Source organism: Peribacillus frigoritolerans (assembly GCF_030676415.1).
GTDB lineage: Bacteria > Bacillota > Bacilli > Bacillales > DSM-1321 > Peribacillus > Peribacillus frigoritolerans_A.
This window is the reverse complement of sequence record NZ_JAUUTW010000006.1, coordinates 154,088-172,635: the sequence shown is the minus strand read 5'-3', so window position 1 is coordinate 172,635 and position 18,548 is coordinate 154,088. Positions and strand designations below refer to the sequence as shown.

Here is an 18,548-nt window from a genome sequence, read left to right as displayed (position 1 = left end):
CTGAATTAACTTATTGACATCGTGTCATATTCTTTGGTACGATTCTCCTAGAATTATTTAGAATACTAATATAGGAGGATGATTATGGTTTCTGAATACACATTGGATCACGCTAAACAAATGGATGAGAATGATGTGCTTAAAGGTTTTCGAGAAGAGTTTTATTTAAAGCCGGATTCCATCTATATGGATGGAAACTCATTGGGACTTCTTTCGAAAAGGGCTGAACGCACTCTTTTGGAATCTTTGGAAGATTGGAAGGAGCATGGGATTGATGGATGGACGCAAGGGAATCACCCATGGTTTTTCATGGCTGAGAAATTGGGTGCAAAGATGTCCCAATTGGTCGGGGCTTCTCCAGAGGAAGTTATCGTAACAGGCTCCACAACTGTAAATCTGCATCAACTTGTAGCTACCTTTTATAAGCCTGAAGGAGTGCGCACAAAAATTTTAGCAGATGAATTAACCTTTCCAACTGATATTTATGCTCTTCAAAGTCAGCTGCGTACACATGGATACGATCCGGAAACCGATCTCATCCGCGTGAAAAGCCGCGATGGAAGATTTCTTGAAGAGGATGACATTATCGAAGCAATGACCGATGACATCGCTTTGATCATCTTGCCAACGGTCCTGTATCGCAGCGGTCAAATATTGGATATGAAACGATTGACTGATGAAGCTCATAAAAGAGGAATAGTGATCGGATTTGACGGATGTCATTCTATCGGTGCCATCTCGCATTCATTCAGCGAATGGGATGTGGATTTTGCGTATTGGTGCAATTATAAACATTTAAATGGCGGCCCTGGCGGTGTTGGCGGTTTATATGTAAATCGAAAACATTTTGGAACGATGCCTGGATTGGCTGGATGGTTCGGCTCCAAAAAAGATAAACAATTCGATATGGAACATACCTTAACACCAGCTGAATCAGCAGGCGCGTATCAAATTGGCACGCCGCATGTGTTAAGTTGTGCACCTTTGATTGGGTCATTGGACATTTTTATAGAAGCTGGAATTGAGAATATTCGCGAAAAATCCCTGAAAATCAATCAATATTTAATGGATTTAGTCGAATTCGAATTGGAAGACATGGGATTTTTCATTGGAACTCCCAGAGAAGACCTACGCCGCGGAGGTCATGTAAGCCTCGAGCATAAAGAAGCTGCACGGATATGCAAGGCATTGAAAGAGAATGGTGTCATTCCCGATTTCCGAGCACCAAACATCATCCGTCTCGCTCCGGTTGCACTATATACTTCGTACGCAGAAGTTTGGGAAGTTGTACAAATACTCAAGAAGATCATGTCAGAAAAACAATATGAAAAATTCAAGAATGAGCGTGAAGTGGTCGCATAACTTGGAATTCCGCCAGACATCCCTCCAATGGTTAGCTAATTCGTTGAGTGCCCATTAGGGAGGGTAAAATCTTTTTGGATAAAAAGGGGATGAACTATGGAGAACAAAAATACTCAATTGAACTTTAAAGATGAGCCTGAAAAAGGATTAAAGCGCGAGCTGGAAACAAATCAGCTTTCCATGATCGCAATGGGCTGTGCCATCGGGACAGGGCTATTCCTTGGCAGCGGGCTTGCCATTCAAGCTGCAGGACCAAGTGTATTGCTCAGTTATGCACTCGGGGCGTTCATTGTCTTACTATTGATGGGCTGTTTAGCCGAAATGACGGTTGCCCATCCTACTTCGGGATCTTTTGGAGCCATTGCTGAAAAGTACATGACTCCTATGGCAGGCTATCTTGTCCGCTATTCTTATTGGATTGGCAATGTTTTGGCTGTTGGGGTTGAAGTAAGTGCAGTCAGCGTGTATATGAATTATTGGTTTCCGACCGTGCCGGGAATCGTATGGATTTTGTTGTTTGCAGGTGTCCTGATTTATGTAAATGCTACCAGCGTGAATACATTCGCTACATTTGAGTATTGGTTCTCCTTTATTAAAATAAGTGCCATTGTTGGTTTTATCCTCCTCGGAGCTTATGTACTATTCGGTTCATCCGAACAACCACATATAGGACCGGAAAACCTTGTGAATGAAGGCGGTTTTTTCCCATTTGGTTTGAAGGGGATGTGGATAGCCGTATTTATATCTTTATTCAGCTTTCTCGGAACTGAAATGATAGCGGTTACATCAGGGGAAGCAAAAGATCCGGATGCAGCTGTTCCAAAAGCATTAAAAGCGACTGTGTTCCGTTTATCCACTTTCTATGTATTGACAATCGGTATCATGTTGATGATCGTTCCTTGGAAAACGGCTGGGATCGAAGAAAGTCCATTCGTAAAAGTAATGGAAATCTTGAACATTCCTGGTGCAACCGGGATCATGAACTTTATTATTTTAACGGCTGCTTTATCTGCCATGAATGCCCAGCTCTATGCTTCAACACGTATGATGTTTTCATTAGCTCGCGGAAAACATGCACCTAGCTTTTTAGGAAAGTTAAACAAAAGGGGCGTGCCGGGAAAAGCACTTGCTGTCTCTACAACGGGGATTTTCATTGCTGCAGGCGTTCATGCGTTACTTCCTGGTTCATCCTATGCATTCATGATGGGGATTTCCATGTTCGGTGCAATATTCACATGGCTCATGATCTTCATTTCCCATTTGTTTTTCAGGGTAAAATGGGAGAAAACCGGCGGACGCAAATTACCGGTAAGGATGATCGGCTTTCCCTATTTAACGATACTAGGAGCCGTTCTTCTATTCAGCTTAATGATTACAACATGGTTTACAGATTTCAAGATCATGCTTCAATTCGGGATACCTTGGTTACTATTTTTAGCTGTTGCTTATTTTGTTTCAAAAAGAAGAAATATTAACCATAATGTAATGGAAGAATCTCTGGAAAAGAAGATAGAATAGAATGGTGGAATAAATCGTTTAGTTTTTTGCATATGAAAAGTGAGGGGATTGCGGAATGAAGAATATCGATAACAATGAACAAACACTAACTGGTCTAGAGAAAGACATTCAAACCGACTTTCAAAAATCGATGTCTTACGGAGATTATCTCCACCTTGATAAGATTTTAACTAGTCAACATAGATGTTCCGATCATCATGATGAAATGCTATTTATCATTATCCATCAAGCGAGTGAGCTATGGATGAAGCTCATTTTACATGAGTTGACAGCAGCAACTGAGTCTATCCGCCAAAACAAGCTGGAACCTTCGTTTAAAATGCTGTCGCGCGTTTCGAGGATCCAGCAGCAATTAATTCAGTCATGGAATGTCCTTTCAACTTTGACACCGGCTGAATATATGGAGTTCAGGGATAAACTGGGACAATCTTCCGGATTCCAATCTTATCAGAATCGTTTGATTGAATTTGCATTAGGAAACAAAAATGTCCATACGCTATCAGTCTATCAGCATCAGACAGATCTATACGAGCAAATGCAGCAGGCCCTTCATGAGCCAAGTATTTATGACGCGGCGATTAATGCTCTTGTGGCGCGCGGATTACCTATTGATCAAGAAGCCATCAGCAGGGATTGGTCACAAAAATATGAACCAAATGCCAGTGTAGAAGAGGCGTGGCTGACAGTTTATCGCGATGTTGAGCAATATTGGGATTTATATGAGCTGGGCGAAAAGTTAGTGGACATTGGCCACCAACAGCAATTATGGCGTTTTAATCATATGACCACAGTGGAAAGGATTATTGGTAATAAACAAGGTACTGGCGGATCATCAGGTGTAACGTATTTAAAAAGAGCACTCGATCAACACTTTTTCCCAGAACTATGGAGTTTAAGAACGAAGCTATAAGATATTCAAGAAACAGCCAGAAGAGATGGAGGTAAATGCATGGGGACATGGATTGATATTTCACAACGTCTGGATGAAAACGTTGCAGTTTGGCCTGGAGATACCCCTTTCTCATACAAAGTCAATTGGAGTAAAGAAGAAAGTGGATCTGTCAATGTAGGTCAAATCAATATGAGTGTCCACACCGGTACCCATATTGATGCACCTTTTCATTTTGATGATGATGGAAAAAGAGTGATTGATTTGGATCTCGAATTATATATGGGAAATGCCCGAGTTATCCATTTACCAAACAAGACAAGCATCGGAGTCGACGAATTATCCAATATAGATTTAGAAGGAGTGACGCGTCTGTTAATTCGCACGGATGCATGGAAAGATCGAAGTGTATTTCCACAAACCATTCCTCATATCCAACCAGAATTGGCGGCATATCTTTCAGAAGTCGGCGTTCGTCTTATTGGACTTGATTTACCATCAGTAGATCCACTGGATAGTAAAGAACTATCTGCCCACCATGAACTTGCCGATCATGGAATTCACATTTTGGAAGGACTTGTATTAGACGGTATCGGGCCGGGTAATTATGAGCTGGCAGCCCTCCCTCTTCCATTAGTTGAAGCAGATGGAAGTCCTGTACGTGCTGTGTTGAAAAAGTTACCCTAACATATAACAGTGTTGGTATTGAATTAACAAAAAAACGAGCCAGATCAAAAAATGATTTGGCTTGTTTTTTTGTTTCATTAAACACCGTATCTTTTTAGTCAAGCCGATTTCCCCTCTCCTCCATTGTCCTGAGATAATCATGACTATCAAATTCATCTCCCTAAACCAAGTACATCTATGTTATAATTTTCAGAATTCATCACTAAAGTGGAGGTCCGAATATGGAAAACTTTTATTTGTTCATCATCATGTGCATCCTTCTCATCATCTTACCTGGTCCAGATACAGCAATAGCAACAAGGAACACCGTTACCGTGGGGACGTCGGGAGGTTTTAAAACGATGTTCGGCACATGCTGTGCCCTGCTTATTCATACATCAGCTGCCGTGTTCGGACTTTCAGCAATCATTGTGAAATCCGCTTTACTATTTTCCATCTTCAAATATGTCGGTGCCGTTTACTTGGTATATCTAGGCTTCAAGACCTTATGGGGATTAAGGAATAAGCAAGTGGCCGCAGCGGCGGAAACGTCAGTCAAAAGCAAGTACGAAAACCAGTCTTGCTTTAAGCAAGGGTTCCTTACCAACCTGCTGAATCCTAAAGTGGCCGTCTTCTTTTTAACGTTTCTGCCTCAGTTCGTGAATCCAGGAAATGATACGTTTTTACCGTTCCTGATCATGGGCATAACGTATACCGTTTTAACTGCGTTGTGGTTTGTATTTTATATCTATCTGCTGAACCAAATCAGTGCTTTTATGAAAAAGCCTAGAACCCAAGCGATTTTCGAGGGTATAACCGGGACGGTCTTGATTGGTTTCGGGATAAAGCTAGCTCTTGAAAAAGCTCATAATTAATTTGAAGATTTGGTGTGGGGTCCATGATTGGGCTTAGTGAGGACTTTTACGGAAAAAGGTCAAATTAAAGGGTATGAGCCCAGTAATACCGAACTCATACCCCACCCATACCTTTATAATAACCGTTTTTACCTTTTTGTGTTCTTTAGTGCTTAAATCACTCAACATACCCATTCACGAAAAATCCAATTGTTTCGAGCTCGTCCTCAGTTAAATCCCGCTTTAATTCTTTAGCCAATTCCTGTTCCATTAAAGCCTGGTTTCCCCTATGTTCGACCACTGCCCTGGCACATTCTTTCATTAGCTTAAGCTCCGCCTCCATCTCCAGTCTCGTGCAAGGCTGATCATGATGGGAGAGTATGTATGTTTCGGCATCATAGGCTTCAATTTTCTTAATGAGCAGAGAAGCCTGTTCAGCCGTATAATTCCATTTTTCAGCATAAAGATTGGCATAAAGGCAGTCTCCCAGAAATAATGTTTTTTCCTCTTGTACATAAATGATGCAGGAATCTTTGGCATGGTCGCCGCCAACATGTTCAATGACACAGGTTAGATTGCCGAGATCGATCGTCATCGTTTTTTCAAAGATGATATCAGGCAGGGGGAAGGTAATCTCTCTATTCGTCCCATGTTCCAATTTGATTGCATCGGCGCAAAATGGAATCTCCGTCCCTTCTTCGACCCGTTCATCAAGGGCCTGATCTTCCCATGAAAGCTGCTGCATATCTTTAATGTTGGTGTATGTTTTTTCCTGACAAATCACCGGAATCCCGATATTCTCCAGTCCGAATACATGGTCCCAGTGTGAATGGGTAAGAACGAGAAAGTTCCCGCTCATATCATTCCGAAGCAATTCGTCCTTAAAGAGCTGTGCATGCCGGACAGAATTACCGGCATCGATGATGAGCGTTTTCTTGTTTCCCGTCACGGCGGCAAGAACCGGGCGATCCGTTTCCTGAACTGGCGGCAGGCAGACAATATGTTTCGATAGATGCTGTAATGATTGCATGTTTCTGTTCTCCTTACGATTGTTATGATTAGCTTGCTCAAGTATAGCAAATTACACATTTATTCATAAGAGAATCTCCGAAAAGGCTAAAAAGACAACAATCACTGAGATTGCTGTCTTTTTCGTCATCATTCAAATGAACCTATTCCAATATACCGTAATTTTCGAGAGGGCATTTAAAAAGGTGGCTTTAAAAAAAGACTCTTCCTTTTTCTGATCTTCAGGCGGTTCTATATATTTTTTATTGTCCGCAACGAGTGTACTATTTGAGATTTTCGACTCGATGACCCCTATCAACTGTGCCGCAAATGCTTCACTATCGATGACCACCATCGATTCTGTATTTAAAAAGGCAGATCGAGAATCCAAATTGTAGGACCCCACTGCACTTAGTCGTTGATCATAGACAACCGATTTACCATGCAAAGAATAAGGCTTTGAATATTCAAAAAGCCTTCCCCCCGTCTCAACGATACTATCCCTAAGAGCCAAGTAACCGGAAAAAGCGATCATATTCGGGGTTGATGCAGCCGAGTTGGTAAGGATGGTCCAATCAGCCTTTGAATCCATTTGCTTCGGTACATATTCCTTCAAGTCATCCGCAGGGACAATATAGGGACTTTGGATGTATACCGATTGATTGGCGTTCGCAGCAATATCCACTAGAGATCTCCACACAATAGGGTGTTTGTTGAAACGTTCGATTGGATTATGAATGAAGGACACTTTTTTAGTAGGTGTTGTAGCCTTGCTCCAATCGACGACTGGGTTAACGAAATCGGTTTCAGTTTGCAAAGCTTTGCTGTATTGTTTCGCTAATGCATCTCTTTCACGTTTTCCTTTTTCCGTTTGCCTTTTCGAGAGGTCCGAAAAAACATCGCTCGTATACGGATGGGTCCATAATTCATGCAAATAGTCCTTCATTTCAACGATTACACTATCTTTCTCCTCTTTAGCATTGAAAATGAGTACATCCCTGTCATAGACAAAATTCCTCGGCGGCTTGCTTGCTAAATACTTATCGGCAATATTTCTCCCTCCGATGATGCCTAACTTTCCATCTACAGTGATGATCTTGTCATGAAGGCGATTATGCCAGGTCCACGGCTTAAATGGCTTCATGGTTTCGTAATATCTTAATTCAATGTTTTCATGCGAAGCCAATGCATAACGGGCACTGCTTAATTGACCTCTGAGTCCATGGGATATTCCATCCAGAAGGATTCGGACTTTGACACCTCGGTCAGCCGCATCGATCAAGGCTCCAAGAAAAAGATCGGTCGATTTGCCTTTTCCAAAAGCATAGTAGGCGATATCGATTGTATGCTGGGCTTCCTGGATCATTCGCATTCGGGCGAGTCCCGACTCATAACCGTCTTCGAGAAGCAGGACTCGATCCACGGTGGCTTCCTTCTCTCCCATATATGCGCTTACTTGTGTAATCGGCCTATTTTCTTCTTTTTCTTCTTTGGGGAAAAGAACCACTGCCGTCACCACTACGTAAAGGAAATATAATAGAAGAACGAGCAGAAATCCTTTAATTGCCGTTTTTACAGTCATTGAGCACTCCCCCCTTTAAGCGATATTTTATTACTATTCGTAATATGAAAAGACTCTATTCAACTTCTGCAGGCGAGCGGGGCCGTTTACCTGTTTTACGTCGAACTTGGAGCATTTATTTTCCTTTTAAATGTGACAAAGTGGTGAACATGAAAGCAGTTGCATAATATGATATAGAAGGAGGGATTTCATGCTTAAACAACCTGATAGAATAAGTATCTTCAATTATTGTTTTGCATTAGGGATATCAGAAGTTTTCTTTTTATCCAGCTTTTATCTTTCCATTCTTGACGTTTCATTATTTGCGATCGCTTTACCATTTTCCGCTTTATTTCTAATGTTCTCCTTGTACCTATTCCTTCGAACGCACAAAGCAGCAAAGACCTTACCCAACCAAATTGAAAGAAGAAGGGAAATTCATGCATTCTATCATCAATCTTTCGGGATTTTCACGATCATTTTTTTCACTTTGCTTTTTGTTGCTTTAGCCTATATTCCCTTGCTGGAAAACGGAGGGCATTTCTATCTTCTTTATTGTTTACCGATGGCCTTGCTTTGTATGATTCCTTCGATTGTTTCTTATAAAGGAATGAAATTATTCAAGTTGGAAACCGGCAGGGATTTAACGAAAACCTAGTTGATTTTCTAAGTTCCGGAATCGATTTCCCGAACTTCATTTATGCTCTTTCCATGTTTTTCAGTTGAATGTATAGGTAAAATGAGGATATAATAAAGATAATTAACATATAAAAAAAGACACTGGTTAAACCAGCGTCTTAATGAACAGCAAACTGCATAAAGAGCAGCGGCTTTCTGTGGTAAGTCAGTTGCTACTCGATCATGAAAGTAACCCTTTTCCTACATACATCTGGCCGGATGGTATGGAGGGGGTTACTTTTTCAATGTAACCGCGATTACTGCGACGATTAAAGAGGCGAATGAAATCATTAGCATCAGTCCGTCCATAATAGAAATCACCAGCGACACCCCCTTTCTGAAAAGGAGTGACCGCTGCCCACTATACCAAATTGCTGTCCATTTACTATTATATCTTTATTTACTTGTTATTTATAGCCAAAAATAGATGTATTTAGTCATCTTATTATATCCATGCTTCACAAAAAAAAAACCCACTTAAAGTGAGAACATTCTTTGCATGTATACTCCTTTATTGTTCCACTACACGGCCATCTTTATAAATATGAAACCACCCAATCGTTCCTGATCCGCCTTGATCGATCCAATCTTGATTAGCTGCTTTATATTTGTAATATGATTTTCCTTTGCCATCTTTCAGCAATCTGCCATCACCGCTGAATACGATCTTGTTACCCAGCTTCTTCTTCCCTAACGCGATTGCGTCTTTCTCCGTGAACTGTTTTCTTTCCACCTTATTTTCATCTAAAGCAGCCCATGTCAGCGGACCGACGATACCATCTGAACTCAAGTTATGATCCACTTGAAACTCCCTAACCACATTTTGTGTTTGGGTACCGAAAATCCCATCAACGCCTACATTATATTTAACATCTTTAAGGCTTTGCTGTAAGTCTTTTACATAACTCGAACGTGAGCCTTTCCTGAGGGTCGGACGTGTTTCCGCCTTCGTTTCGATTTTCTGGATTTGACTGCCCTTTGATGCTGCGTGGGTAATTGAAGTTCCCGTTCCTAGAGGGGCCAACATCAGGGCAACTGTTGGAATCATGACCAATAATTTTTTCTTCAACACATATTACCTCCATTCATATGATCACTCCTGCAGGTTTCTGACACTTCCCTTGGAGCCCATTCATTATAACGTATGGATTTATAATATTGGTGTTTTATTACTTTAATTATAAAAAATGGTAAATAAGATCCACAGTAAGGTGTATTGCTGAAAAGGAATCCCATTATTGACAATACATCGTCCTCATACAGGCTTTATACTTATATATATTGACAGTAAATGTAAATAATCATGATCTGATCGAACACTTATCCTGATGTTTGTCTCGTCTTTATTTGGTTTTGTAAGTTGATCGTTATCCCTGCTTTCTCTCATATTTCTGCCATCCTCAATTTAGATACGAATCGACTTACCCCTTTCATTCAACTTTGATTTCATTTCTACGTTCCATATACCATTTGTAAAACGCGTCAGCCATCTCTATAGACACATGATTAATACCAGCATGATGCACCGGTTTAGCCCGATTGATTGTCCCAATGGATGCAAGGCCGAGCATTTTTTGAATGATATTTCGGGTTACGTTCACTTCAATGATCTTATCTCGTTTTGAAACGAATAAAGATGTGGCCATACTCCCTTTTTTGAATTGAATGAAGTGATCGTTCAAAATGTAGAAGGTATTGAAGAAATCTAACAATCTTGAAACAAATATAATAATTAACAGGATAGCAGATAGCATCCACCATGTTTCCTCCACTTCCAGAACAGTCGGCTTGAAATATAATAAGAAAACCGTTGCAATGATCCAGAGCCAGCTTGGCCACAATATGCGCACCCAAAAGGATTTTATCGGGAGAGGAGTCATCTTCTGTGTTATTTCATAAAATGGCAATATTTCCGAAACCATTTCATATGCCCGTTTAACAGGTAGATAGGGATAGAGTGAGTTGATTTCAAGCGTATCTTCTTCAGAACTTAAACCCCCTGCACTTGTCAGCTTCACTTCGGCAAGTCCGAGTATCCGTTTCATGATGGACTGTTTAATTTCAATTGCCTGCACTTTTTCTTTGGATATAGAAAAGGCAGTTTCATCGATCAGACCTTTCGTAATGTAAATTCGATCATGGTCTGAGGAAACTTGATAATTCCCATATTTTAAAAATGTCCTCACTATTCCGAAAGTGATAGAAGCAATGACGAGAACAATGATAATGAACGTCACCATCCACCAAGAGCCGATTAGCTTTTCAAAAATCCCCACTGCTTCATTTTCCACATGAAAGATTTCATTGATTTTGAAATAAAAAGAACTAATCAAAGGAATAAGGACCAGGAAACTAAGAGATGTAAAGGATGCTTTTATAATATCCTTTTTTGTCGGCTTATAATGATTGGTCCGATTTGAAATTCCTTTTTTAACTTCCGCTTCAACTGAAGCAATATCTTTATATTCGCTAGCATGAATGGTCGCCAATTCTTCCTGGACAGTACTTTTCATATGCGATTCCATCCGATCTGCTTCCTTTTGAGAAATGACTTCGAATCTAACATCAGCATCCCCACCTGCTATTCCTGTTTCAAAATTGACGGATGTCACTTTAAAAATCCGATGGAATAAAGATGTATGACGATTGACGTTTTGAATTTCAGAAAAAGGAATGGTCCGTTCAGATTTACTGAAAATTCCTTTGTATAGATGAAAGGAACGATTATCAAGTTCGAATTTATGAGTGAACCATTTTAAAATAATTGAAATAAGTGTTAATCCGAAAGCTATAAAAAAAACAATCCTGCCGTATGTGATGAAGGTGGATTCAGAACCAGCTTTGATCACAAAGAAATAAATGACAAAGAAAATGGAATTCCTGATTAATTTACAGAAATTAAAGAGCATAAGAAGTGGATTGTATCGTTTTGCTTTCGTCATTGCACCACTTCCTTAATTTTTGCATATTGAGCAATCTGATTCCTTAACTTGATGGCAACCTCTTTTGGTAGCGCTGGTATCGAGTGAGAGGAACCCATCGTTTCAATTGAAACTGAACAGAGTCCGTATTTTCTAAGTAACGGTCCTTGTTTGGTAGCAACCGATTGAATTTTTGTCATTGGGACAAGTTCATGCACTTCATTTAGTACACCTGATTTTAATTGTAAAAACTCTTCATCTGCATCAAAGCGCCAGTTTTTATACAGTAGAAAAGGGCTAATCAAAGACCAGACTGCACCTAGCACAGAGATAGCTGTAATCCAAATCAGAATCCAGCCGATCCACTCTTTCCAAGAAAAACGATAATCTAGGTAAAGTAAGACTCCAAGAATGATGAATGCGATTAGATTTGTGACCATTTCACTTAACATCCACACTTTTATCGCATCCTTGGATAATCTTTTTTGAGGTAAGCTCATTAAAGAATGAATAAAATCACCGCCTATATTTTAAATCAATGTGCTTTATAAACTCATATTTATTTAACCTATTCGGCCAAAAAGATTTCTTCTAGTGAAGGTTCTTTTACATTTACACGCAAAACATCAACCTTACACTGATTGAAAGCTCGAATCATATCAGCAATCTTTTTCTCATCATCAACATTGATAGTCACGTAAGAATCTTTCATTTCCAGTTTTGTCCCAACTGACTCCAGCCACTGATGTAATTTTACTTGTTCTGATTTCGGCACCGAAGAATGCTTAAGCTTGACCGTTATCGTTGACCTATATAAGTCTCTAAGTTCTTCCATTGTGCCAATACTAACAATCTGTCCTTCTTTCATAATCGCAATTCGGGTACATATTTTCTCTACTTCATAAAGATTATGGGATGTCATGAAAATAGTCGCCCCTCTTTTTTGCAGATCCTTGATCAGCTTGTGGATATGGATTGCGGATTCCGCATCCAAACCGGAAGTTGGTTCATCAAGAAAGATTAGCTCAGGTTCATGGATGATGGCTTGTGCAATTCCAAGCTTCTTTTTCATACCGAATGAAAATTTAGCGGCTTTTTTATGAGCATGAGATTCAAGACCAACTAACTGGAGGACTTCAATGCACCTATCTTTTCCTGCTGGATTTCCTGAAAGCGCTGATAAAAATTTCAAATGCTCAACCGCCGTTAACGAGCCATATAATGTGGAGTAATCGGGCATTACCCCAATCCTCTTCTTTACTTGATCATTTGGACCTTTTACACCTAGGAGTGAATAGGTTCCAGAGTTGGGTTGAATAATGCCGGTTAACATATTGATGAAGGTTGATTTACCAGCTCCGTTACGACCTAGAAAACCAAAGATTTCTCCTTTTTCCACGATAAGATCAATTCCTTTTACGATCGGTACCGCTCCATATGATTTCTTTAGCTGCGTTGTTTCGATGGCGTTCATCAGCATTCCCTCCTTTTGAAAATCAGATTGGCGATAACGAGCATGATACCTGCTAATAAAACAATCACCAAAAAGGTATAGTCTTCCCTAATCAAATAATAATAGGGGGTTATGAATTTCATCCAACTCACCCATACATTCGACGTAAAAGAAACCCATAATCCAATAATAGGAAAGGCTAACCCAACCATGATTCCAAGGAACATGGTAAATCCAGGCTTAGGAATGAGAACGGAAAGTAAGATTGTTAAGCTTATTTGGTAGGTTAATAAACTCATTATCTGAGAAAAGATAAAAACATCAATCTTCTGTGAAAAGATGCTGATTAGCAAGAAGGAGATCGTTAGGCAAATAAGCCAAAATAGCCAAATACCTAAAAACTTCCCCAGAATAATGGAGGTTCTTGACGTTCTTGTCACTAAAAATCGGATAGTGCGTTCGTGTGTTTCTCTGTTTAGGCTATCGTGTGATAGTCCCATTACAAATAATTGGCCAAAAAGTAAGATGAGGGTCAAAAGACCAACAGTGTGGATATTTTCAGCTTCCTTCGCTGTAAGTTCAATCCCAGACATTAATAAGTCGGAAAACTTGGCTGAATAATAGGAGGTAACTAATAACATCATTACAATAATAACTGATTTAATTCCTTTGAATAAGTTGATAAATTCTCTTTTACCGATGACATACATACTAGGTTTCTTCCTTCCTGTTAATCACTTTAGCACTATTATAGGTGTTCTTTCTTAAGCTATCAGAAACTTCACCTTAATTTTTCCTTAATTATTAAATAATTGGTAAACGAATGATATGATAATTTATATATCATAATAGAATGGGAGTATCCATATGCAAGAGACACAATTATTGATTGTAGATGATGAAAAAGCAATATTACATATGTTAACAACGATTCTAAAAAGAGAAGAATTTAAATATATAGATACAGCATATACTGCTGAGGATGCTCTGACCTTATGTCAAACAAAACGGTATGACTTAATCCTTCTGGATGTTATGCTCCCAAATCGTAGCGGTTTTGAAATTTGTCCTCTGATTAGGGAAACCACCGATGCCCCCATTTTCTTTCTTACGGCACGTTCAACAGATTTGGATAAACTTTCTGGTTTTGCATTAGGCGCAGACGATTATATTACAAAACCTTTTAATCCACTTGAGGTTGTCGCAAGGGTAAAAGCACATTTACGGCGTCATTCAGGAAGGATATCACACACTTCCCAAACGTTTTACCAGCACGGACAAATCCAAGTAAACACTCTATCTGGAGAAGTAACTGTGAATGGTAGGAAAGTAGAATTGCCAGCTCAGGTTTACCTGCTACTGCTATTCTTCTGTAAATATCCAAATCAGCTCTTTAGTAAAAGCCAGCTTTATGAAAAAGTGTGGGGCGAAGAATTTTTAGGTGAGGATAATACCGTTATGGTCCATATTAGTAAACTTCGGGAAAAGATTGAGGACAATCCAAGTAAGCCGCGTCATCTTATTACTGTAAGGGGACTTGGCTATAAATTTGTTTCTGATAGTGGTAAACATGAACATTCATAAACGCTTCATTTTACCGTTTTTTATCCAATTGATTCTTGTTTTCATCATATTTTTCTTTATTCTATTGTCCATTTGGGCGGTCATTGGCTTTTCCATCATGAATGAAGAAGTTACACAAGATTTATCTAAGGCAGATAGCCTTTTCTTTTCTGATAAGATTACGATACAAGGTAAAAAAGTGACCTTCGATGACGAATTAAAACAGCTGGCAAAGAATCAGAATGGCTGGCTCCTAGTCCTAACAACAAAAGGCGATGTCATTGGAGCTTACAATGCTTCGGAAAATGTACCTTCACATTTTAATAAAAGTGAACTTGCCGGTTTAATGCTACAAAATAGCTCTGATCCTGTGGAATACTTCCATTGGACATTAGATGAAACGTATCCGCAGCCACAAATGCTTATATTCGGTAGAAAAAGTTATGAGACTAGTCTGTTAAACGAGGTTAAGTCAAGAGTCGATTGGGAAAATCATCTTCTTAATCTTTCCGCTGCTACTCTTCAGCAAATCGATGAGAAAGAGGCATGGGTTCAATTAATCAATTCAACCGGCAAGGTGTTAGATGGATATGGCAGGGATAAGGAAGGGATCACATACACGAATCAGGACCTTCAAACCTTATCAGAGAGTGCACACGATTCAGTTGATGCTTTCTTTGATGTAGAGACGGAACAGACAATCATTGTGGGCATAAGCCATTCAGGTTCGACCTCTCTAGAAGAAAACTTGTTCAAAGGCATCAGTAAAAGTGTTTTAATCATCTTTATAGTCTTATTTCTTCTGTTGTTAACGGGTACCTTCTGGTATGCACGTAAATTCGGGGTTCCATTGATTACAATGATGAAATGGATTCAAAATCTTGGAAGTGGTTTATATGAACAGCCACTCGATCTCCATCAGCGACCTATCATGTTAAATAAAAAAGGAAAGCTTAAAAGGAAATATCGGTTATATAAAGATCTGATTACCACCCTTGTACAGTTAACGGAGACCTTACAGCAAAACGAAACTCAACGAAGGAAAATGACTCAAACTAGAGATGAATGGATAAGCGGCCTTTCGCATGATTTAAAAACGCCTCTTGCTTCCATATCAGGTTATGCTCAAATGCTTGAATCTGAAAATTACTGGTGGACAGAAAAAGAGACAAGGGAATTCGCCTTAATCATTGCCGAAAAATCAGGATATATGATGGAATTACTTGAGGATCTAACATTAACATACCGTTTAAGAAATCAAGCTCTGCCCATTATGAAAGAAGAAGTAGATATCATTGAATTCATACGCAGAACCATTATCCATTTCATAAATGATCCAGCTAACAGCTCTATGAAATTCATCTTCCAGCCGAAAAACGAAACAGCTTTAGCATCTATCGATACCAAATGGTTTCAACGGATTATCGATAACCTAATTGCGAATGCTATCCAGTATAATCCTTCTGGTACTACGATTACAGTATCTATTTCTCCTATTGAGGGACACCTTATGGTTATTACGATTGAAGATGATGGCATAGGTATGGACAATGAAACTATAAATAAGCTCTTCCAGCGTTATTACCGTGGTACCAATACAAGTGATTCCGGTCGTGGAACTGGTCTTGGGATGGCCATAACGAAACAATTGGTTCAGCTTCACGGAGGATCCATTAATGTAAAAAGTTCACCGCAAAAAGGCACAACTGTTCGAATCATTCTCCCAGCCTAAATTTGATGAAAATAGGAATCACAGAAATTCATAAGCGTACATATGAATCAAAGTTAAAGTTCGATCAGATTGGGTAACGACAGGATATCGTACCCCTAATACTTGAGACATTGTTTCATCACCCCTTAGCTTAGAACCTTATATGTGTGTCACCTAAAGAGGTTATAACTGTCTCCATACTATGTGACAAGTTTATATAAGTGTTAACTGCTGCTCCAATTGCTAACGATTGTTTTTCATGTACCACTACGAATGGCTTTCCAAAATTCATTATTACCTATGTAATTACATATGTTGTTCGTAGGCAGGTAGGAAACACTTGAATAAAACAAAATAATCCCCTTAAGGGGATTATTTTGTTTTATTGATAATCTGACTGCTGTTGATTCTGCCCTTGCATCCCTGTTCCCATTCCCATCAAGTTAGTGGCAAGCGGCACCATATTTTTCATTTTCCCGCCATTTCCACTCAACATTTGATAAGTAGCAATACCGACTCCAACCGAAGCGACAACTGGTAAAATTTTATCCATGTTTGCCTTCATTTACATCACCTTATTTTATATATTTTTGTTCATTTCCTGAACTCTTATATCTTGTTCAAATAAAACCAAAAAATTCAAGATGTTTGTTACCAAAACAATTAGTAATAAAAACATGTTATAAAGGGAATTTTATTTCAGGAGGGATATGCAAGTACTCTTCAAATGGGAAGTTTATTTTTATGTCGCTAAAATCCAAATTGCTTATCATCAAGTTGTTTATTAAATAGTATAGCCATTCAATGATTGAAAATAATTTAAGATTATTGAGGTGAATATTCATGCCAATGTTAGATGTGGACGGTATTAGCTTGCATTATTCTGTTAAGGGAAAAGGGGTTCCTATTGTTTTTATTCATCCTCCTGTACTGACTAGTGTGAATTTCCAATACCAAATGGAGGAATTATCCGAAGAATTCAAAGTTATCACTTTTGATATTAGGGGTCACGGAAGAAGTCAGTATTCAAGACTGCCAGTAACCTATCCCCTGATTATAGAAGATATCAAACATCTGTTGGATCATTTGAAAATTAAAAAAGCAATCATATGCGGATATTCAACCGGCGGCTCTATCGTATTGGAATATTTGCTGAATTGTGCCGATAGGGCTCTAGGAGGCATCGTAATAGGTGGAATGTCTGAAGTGAGGGATAAATATTTAAAACAAAAGATTTCTTTAGGAATATCACTTGCCAATAAAGACGCAGTTCCACTTCTTGCACTTTCCATTTCATGGAGCAATTCAAATACCGAAAGTTTGTTCAACGAAATGTTTAATGAAGCCCTAAAGGGAGATGCCAGAAATATCGAGCAGTATTACCATTATAGTTTGCATTATAACTGTACCCATCAGCTAAAGAAAATCAACCTGCCCACTTTACTGATCTATGGTAAAAAAGATAAACCACTTTACCATTATGCTAATTTATTGCATGAAAAATTGCCATGTACAGAATTAAAGTTCATTGATCATACAAAGCATCAGATCCCTACAAAAGCCGCTAATGATTTAAATGAAAGTATTAAGCATTTTATCCATACACAAATTGTTTGATTCTATCAACCGATAAATTTATTGGAGTGAAAAAATTGGGAAGAGATAAAAGTAAACTGATTCATTTAATATTACTATTGCTAGTAACTGCAGTTTTTATTTGGTCAGTTATTAAGCCTGAAGGATACTTGATATGGACAATGGAAGTACTTCCTGCCGTTGTATTTCTGATTTTTGTAATGGCTGTATATAATAAATTCCGCCTGACTACATTATCCTATTTCATTATTGCCGTTCTTTCAATCACCATGTTCATCGGTGCCCATTATACGTACTCAAAAGTTCCTCTATTTGATTGGCTAAAAGATCATTACGATCTAAACCGGAACCACTATGATCGGTTTGGACATTTCCTAAAAGGTTTATTTGCGATTGTGATTAGAGAAATAGTAATACGTAAAACCCCTCTAACAAAAGGACCCTGGTTATTTGCTGTCACCTTAAGTTTTGCGCTTGCCATTGGAGCCTTATATGAAATCATCGAATGGATAGGTCCCCTCATTTCAAAAGGCGGAAAAGCATCAAAGGACTTTTTAGGAATACAGGGTGATATTTGGGACGCACAATGGGATATGTCGTTAACATTAATCGGCTCTATCCTTGTATTGTTCACCTTGTCCAAACTTCATGACAAGCTGTTACGAAAAGTGAAAAATCGAGAAGAAAAAAAGATGTAATTATGTGTCCGGCCTACAAACAATAACTGTAAAGGCTTTAAGGAATTACAATCGATTCACGAAGCCTTTT

18 protein-coding genes are annotated in these 18,548 nt (G+C 38.9%); 10 read left to right on the top strand and 8 right to left on the bottom strand.

The window, feature by feature from the left end; genetic code table 11:
- Positions 1 to 84: 84 nt before the first annotated feature.
- The 5 genes from kynU (at position 85) to Q8G36_RS08445 (ending at position 5,310) form a co-directional block, all read left to right on the top strand.
- Positions 85 to 1,362, top strand: coding sequence for a kynureninase (gene kynU / locus Q8G36_RS08465; protein ID WP_305159621.1), 1,278 nt, complete (start codon positions 85 to 87; stop codon positions 1,360 to 1,362).
- Between the two features lie 96 nt (positions 1,363 to 1,458).
- A complete protein-coding gene (locus Q8G36_RS08460) occupies positions 1,459 to 2,880 on the top strand; it encodes an amino acid permease (protein ID WP_305159620.1) in 1,422 nt (473 codons plus the stop codon).
- Positions 2,881 to 2,935: 55 nt separating this feature from the next.
- Positions 2,936 to 3,790, top strand: coding sequence for a tryptophan 2,3-dioxygenase (kynA, locus tag Q8G36_RS08455; protein WP_305159619.1), 855 nt, complete (start codon positions 2,936 to 2,938; stop codon positions 3,788 to 3,790).
- 39 nt (positions 3,791 to 3,829) lie between these two features.
- Positions 3,830 to 4,456 carry an arylformamidase gene (gene kynB / locus Q8G36_RS08450; RefSeq protein WP_305159618.1) on the top strand — a complete coding sequence of 209 codons (627 nt, stop codon included), beginning with the start codon at positions 3,830 to 3,832 and terminating at the stop codon, positions 4,454 to 4,456.
- A gap of 221 nt (positions 4,457 to 4,677) precedes the next feature.
- A complete protein-coding gene (locus Q8G36_RS08445; protein ID WP_305159617.1) occupies positions 4,678 to 5,310 on the top strand; it encodes a LysE family translocator in 633 nt (210 codons plus the stop codon).
- A 157-nt stretch (positions 5,311 to 5,467) separates the two neighbouring features.
- On the opposite strand, the gene Q8G36_RS08440 is transcribed toward Q8G36_RS08445, so the two are convergent.
- Together Q8G36_RS08440 and Q8G36_RS08435 are read right to left on the bottom strand one after the other, a co-directional pair.
- Positions 5,468 to 6,319, bottom strand: coding sequence for an MBL fold metallo-hydrolase (locus tag Q8G36_RS08440; RefSeq protein WP_305159616.1), 852 nt, complete (start codon positions 6,317 to 6,319; stop codon positions 5,468 to 5,470).
- 132 nt (positions 6,320 to 6,451) lie between these two features.
- Positions 6,452 to 7,879, bottom strand: coding sequence for a phospholipase D-like domain-containing protein (locus Q8G36_RS08435; RefSeq protein ID WP_305159615.1), 1,428 nt, complete (start codon positions 7,877 to 7,879; stop codon positions 6,452 to 6,454).
- A 190-nt stretch (positions 7,880 to 8,069) separates the two neighbouring features.
- Here Q8G36_RS08435 and Q8G36_RS08430 point away from each other — a divergent pair, with 190 nt between their 5' ends.
- Complete coding sequence (locus tag Q8G36_RS08430) at positions 8,070 to 8,516, top strand: hypothetical protein (protein WP_305159614.1); 447 nt, start codon at positions 8,070 to 8,072, stop codon at positions 8,514 to 8,516.
- A 531-nt stretch (positions 8,517 to 9,047) separates the two neighbouring features.
- Here Q8G36_RS08430 and Q8G36_RS08425 read toward each other — a convergent pair.
- From Q8G36_RS08425 to Q8G36_RS08405, 5 genes are all read right to left on the bottom strand, one after another.
- Positions 9,048 to 9,608 carry a peptidoglycan-binding domain-containing protein gene (locus tag Q8G36_RS08425; protein WP_305159613.1) on the bottom strand — a complete coding sequence of 187 codons (561 nt, stop codon included), beginning with the start codon at positions 9,606 to 9,608 and terminating at the stop codon, positions 9,048 to 9,050.
- Positions 9,609 to 9,966: 358 nt separating this feature from the next.
- A complete protein-coding gene (locus Q8G36_RS08420; RefSeq protein WP_305159612.1) occupies positions 9,967 to 11,478 on the bottom strand; it encodes a PH domain-containing protein in 1,512 nt (503 codons plus the stop codon).
- Positions 11,475 to 11,909: a PH domain-containing protein gene (locus Q8G36_RS08415; RefSeq protein WP_370694026.1), complete on the bottom strand. Its 435-nt coding sequence runs from the start codon at positions 11,907 to 11,909 to the stop codon at positions 11,475 to 11,477. Before Q8G36_RS08415 ends, Q8G36_RS08420 begins: the two co-directional genes overlap by 4 nt.
- A gap of 116 nt (positions 11,910 to 12,025) precedes the next feature.
- Complete coding sequence (locus Q8G36_RS08410; RefSeq protein WP_305159611.1) at positions 12,026 to 12,931, bottom strand: ABC transporter ATP-binding protein; 906 nt, start codon at positions 12,929 to 12,931, stop codon at positions 12,026 to 12,028.
- Entirely contained in the window at positions 12,931 to 13,620 is a 690-nt protein-coding gene (locus Q8G36_RS08405) for an ABC transporter permease (RefSeq protein ID WP_305159610.1), read from the bottom strand. The genes Q8G36_RS08410 and Q8G36_RS08405 overlap by 1 nt, the downstream gene beginning before the upstream one ends.
- 157 nt (positions 13,621 to 13,777) lie before the next feature.
- On the opposite strand from Q8G36_RS08405, the gene Q8G36_RS08400 reads away from it, so the two are divergent.
- Together Q8G36_RS08400 and Q8G36_RS08395 are read left to right on the top strand one after the other, a co-directional pair.
- Positions 13,778 to 14,494 (top strand): response regulator transcription factor, encoded by a 717-nt coding sequence (locus Q8G36_RS08400; RefSeq protein WP_305159609.1) that lies wholly within the window; start codon positions 13,778 to 13,780, stop codon positions 14,492 to 14,494.
- Positions 14,481 to 16,205, top strand: coding sequence for a sensor histidine kinase (locus Q8G36_RS08395; protein ID WP_305159608.1), 1,725 nt, complete (start codon positions 14,481 to 14,483; stop codon positions 16,203 to 16,205). The genes Q8G36_RS08400 and Q8G36_RS08395 overlap by 14 nt, the downstream gene beginning before the upstream one ends.
- Before the next feature lie 361 nt (positions 16,206 to 16,566).
- Here Q8G36_RS08395 and Q8G36_RS08390 read toward each other — a convergent pair whose 3' ends face one another.
- Positions 16,567 to 16,749, bottom strand: a complete 183-nt coding sequence (locus Q8G36_RS08390; protein WP_289334457.1) for a hypothetical protein — start codon at positions 16,747 to 16,749, stop codon at positions 16,567 to 16,569.
- Positions 16,750 to 17,027: 278 nt separating this feature from the next.
- Here Q8G36_RS08390 and Q8G36_RS08385 point away from each other — a divergent pair, with 278 nt between their 5' ends.
- Positions 17,028 to 17,801, top strand: a complete 774-nt coding sequence (locus tag Q8G36_RS08385; RefSeq protein ID WP_305159607.1) for an alpha/beta fold hydrolase — start codon at positions 17,028 to 17,030, stop codon at positions 17,799 to 17,801.
- A gap of 26 nt (positions 17,802 to 17,827) precedes the next feature.
- Positions 17,828 to 18,478 carry a DUF2238 domain-containing protein gene (locus Q8G36_RS08380; RefSeq protein ID WP_370694022.1) on the top strand — a complete coding sequence of 217 codons (651 nt, stop codon included), beginning with the start codon at positions 17,828 to 17,830 and terminating at the stop codon, positions 18,476 to 18,478.
- Positions 18,479 to 18,548: the final 70 nt, after the last annotated feature.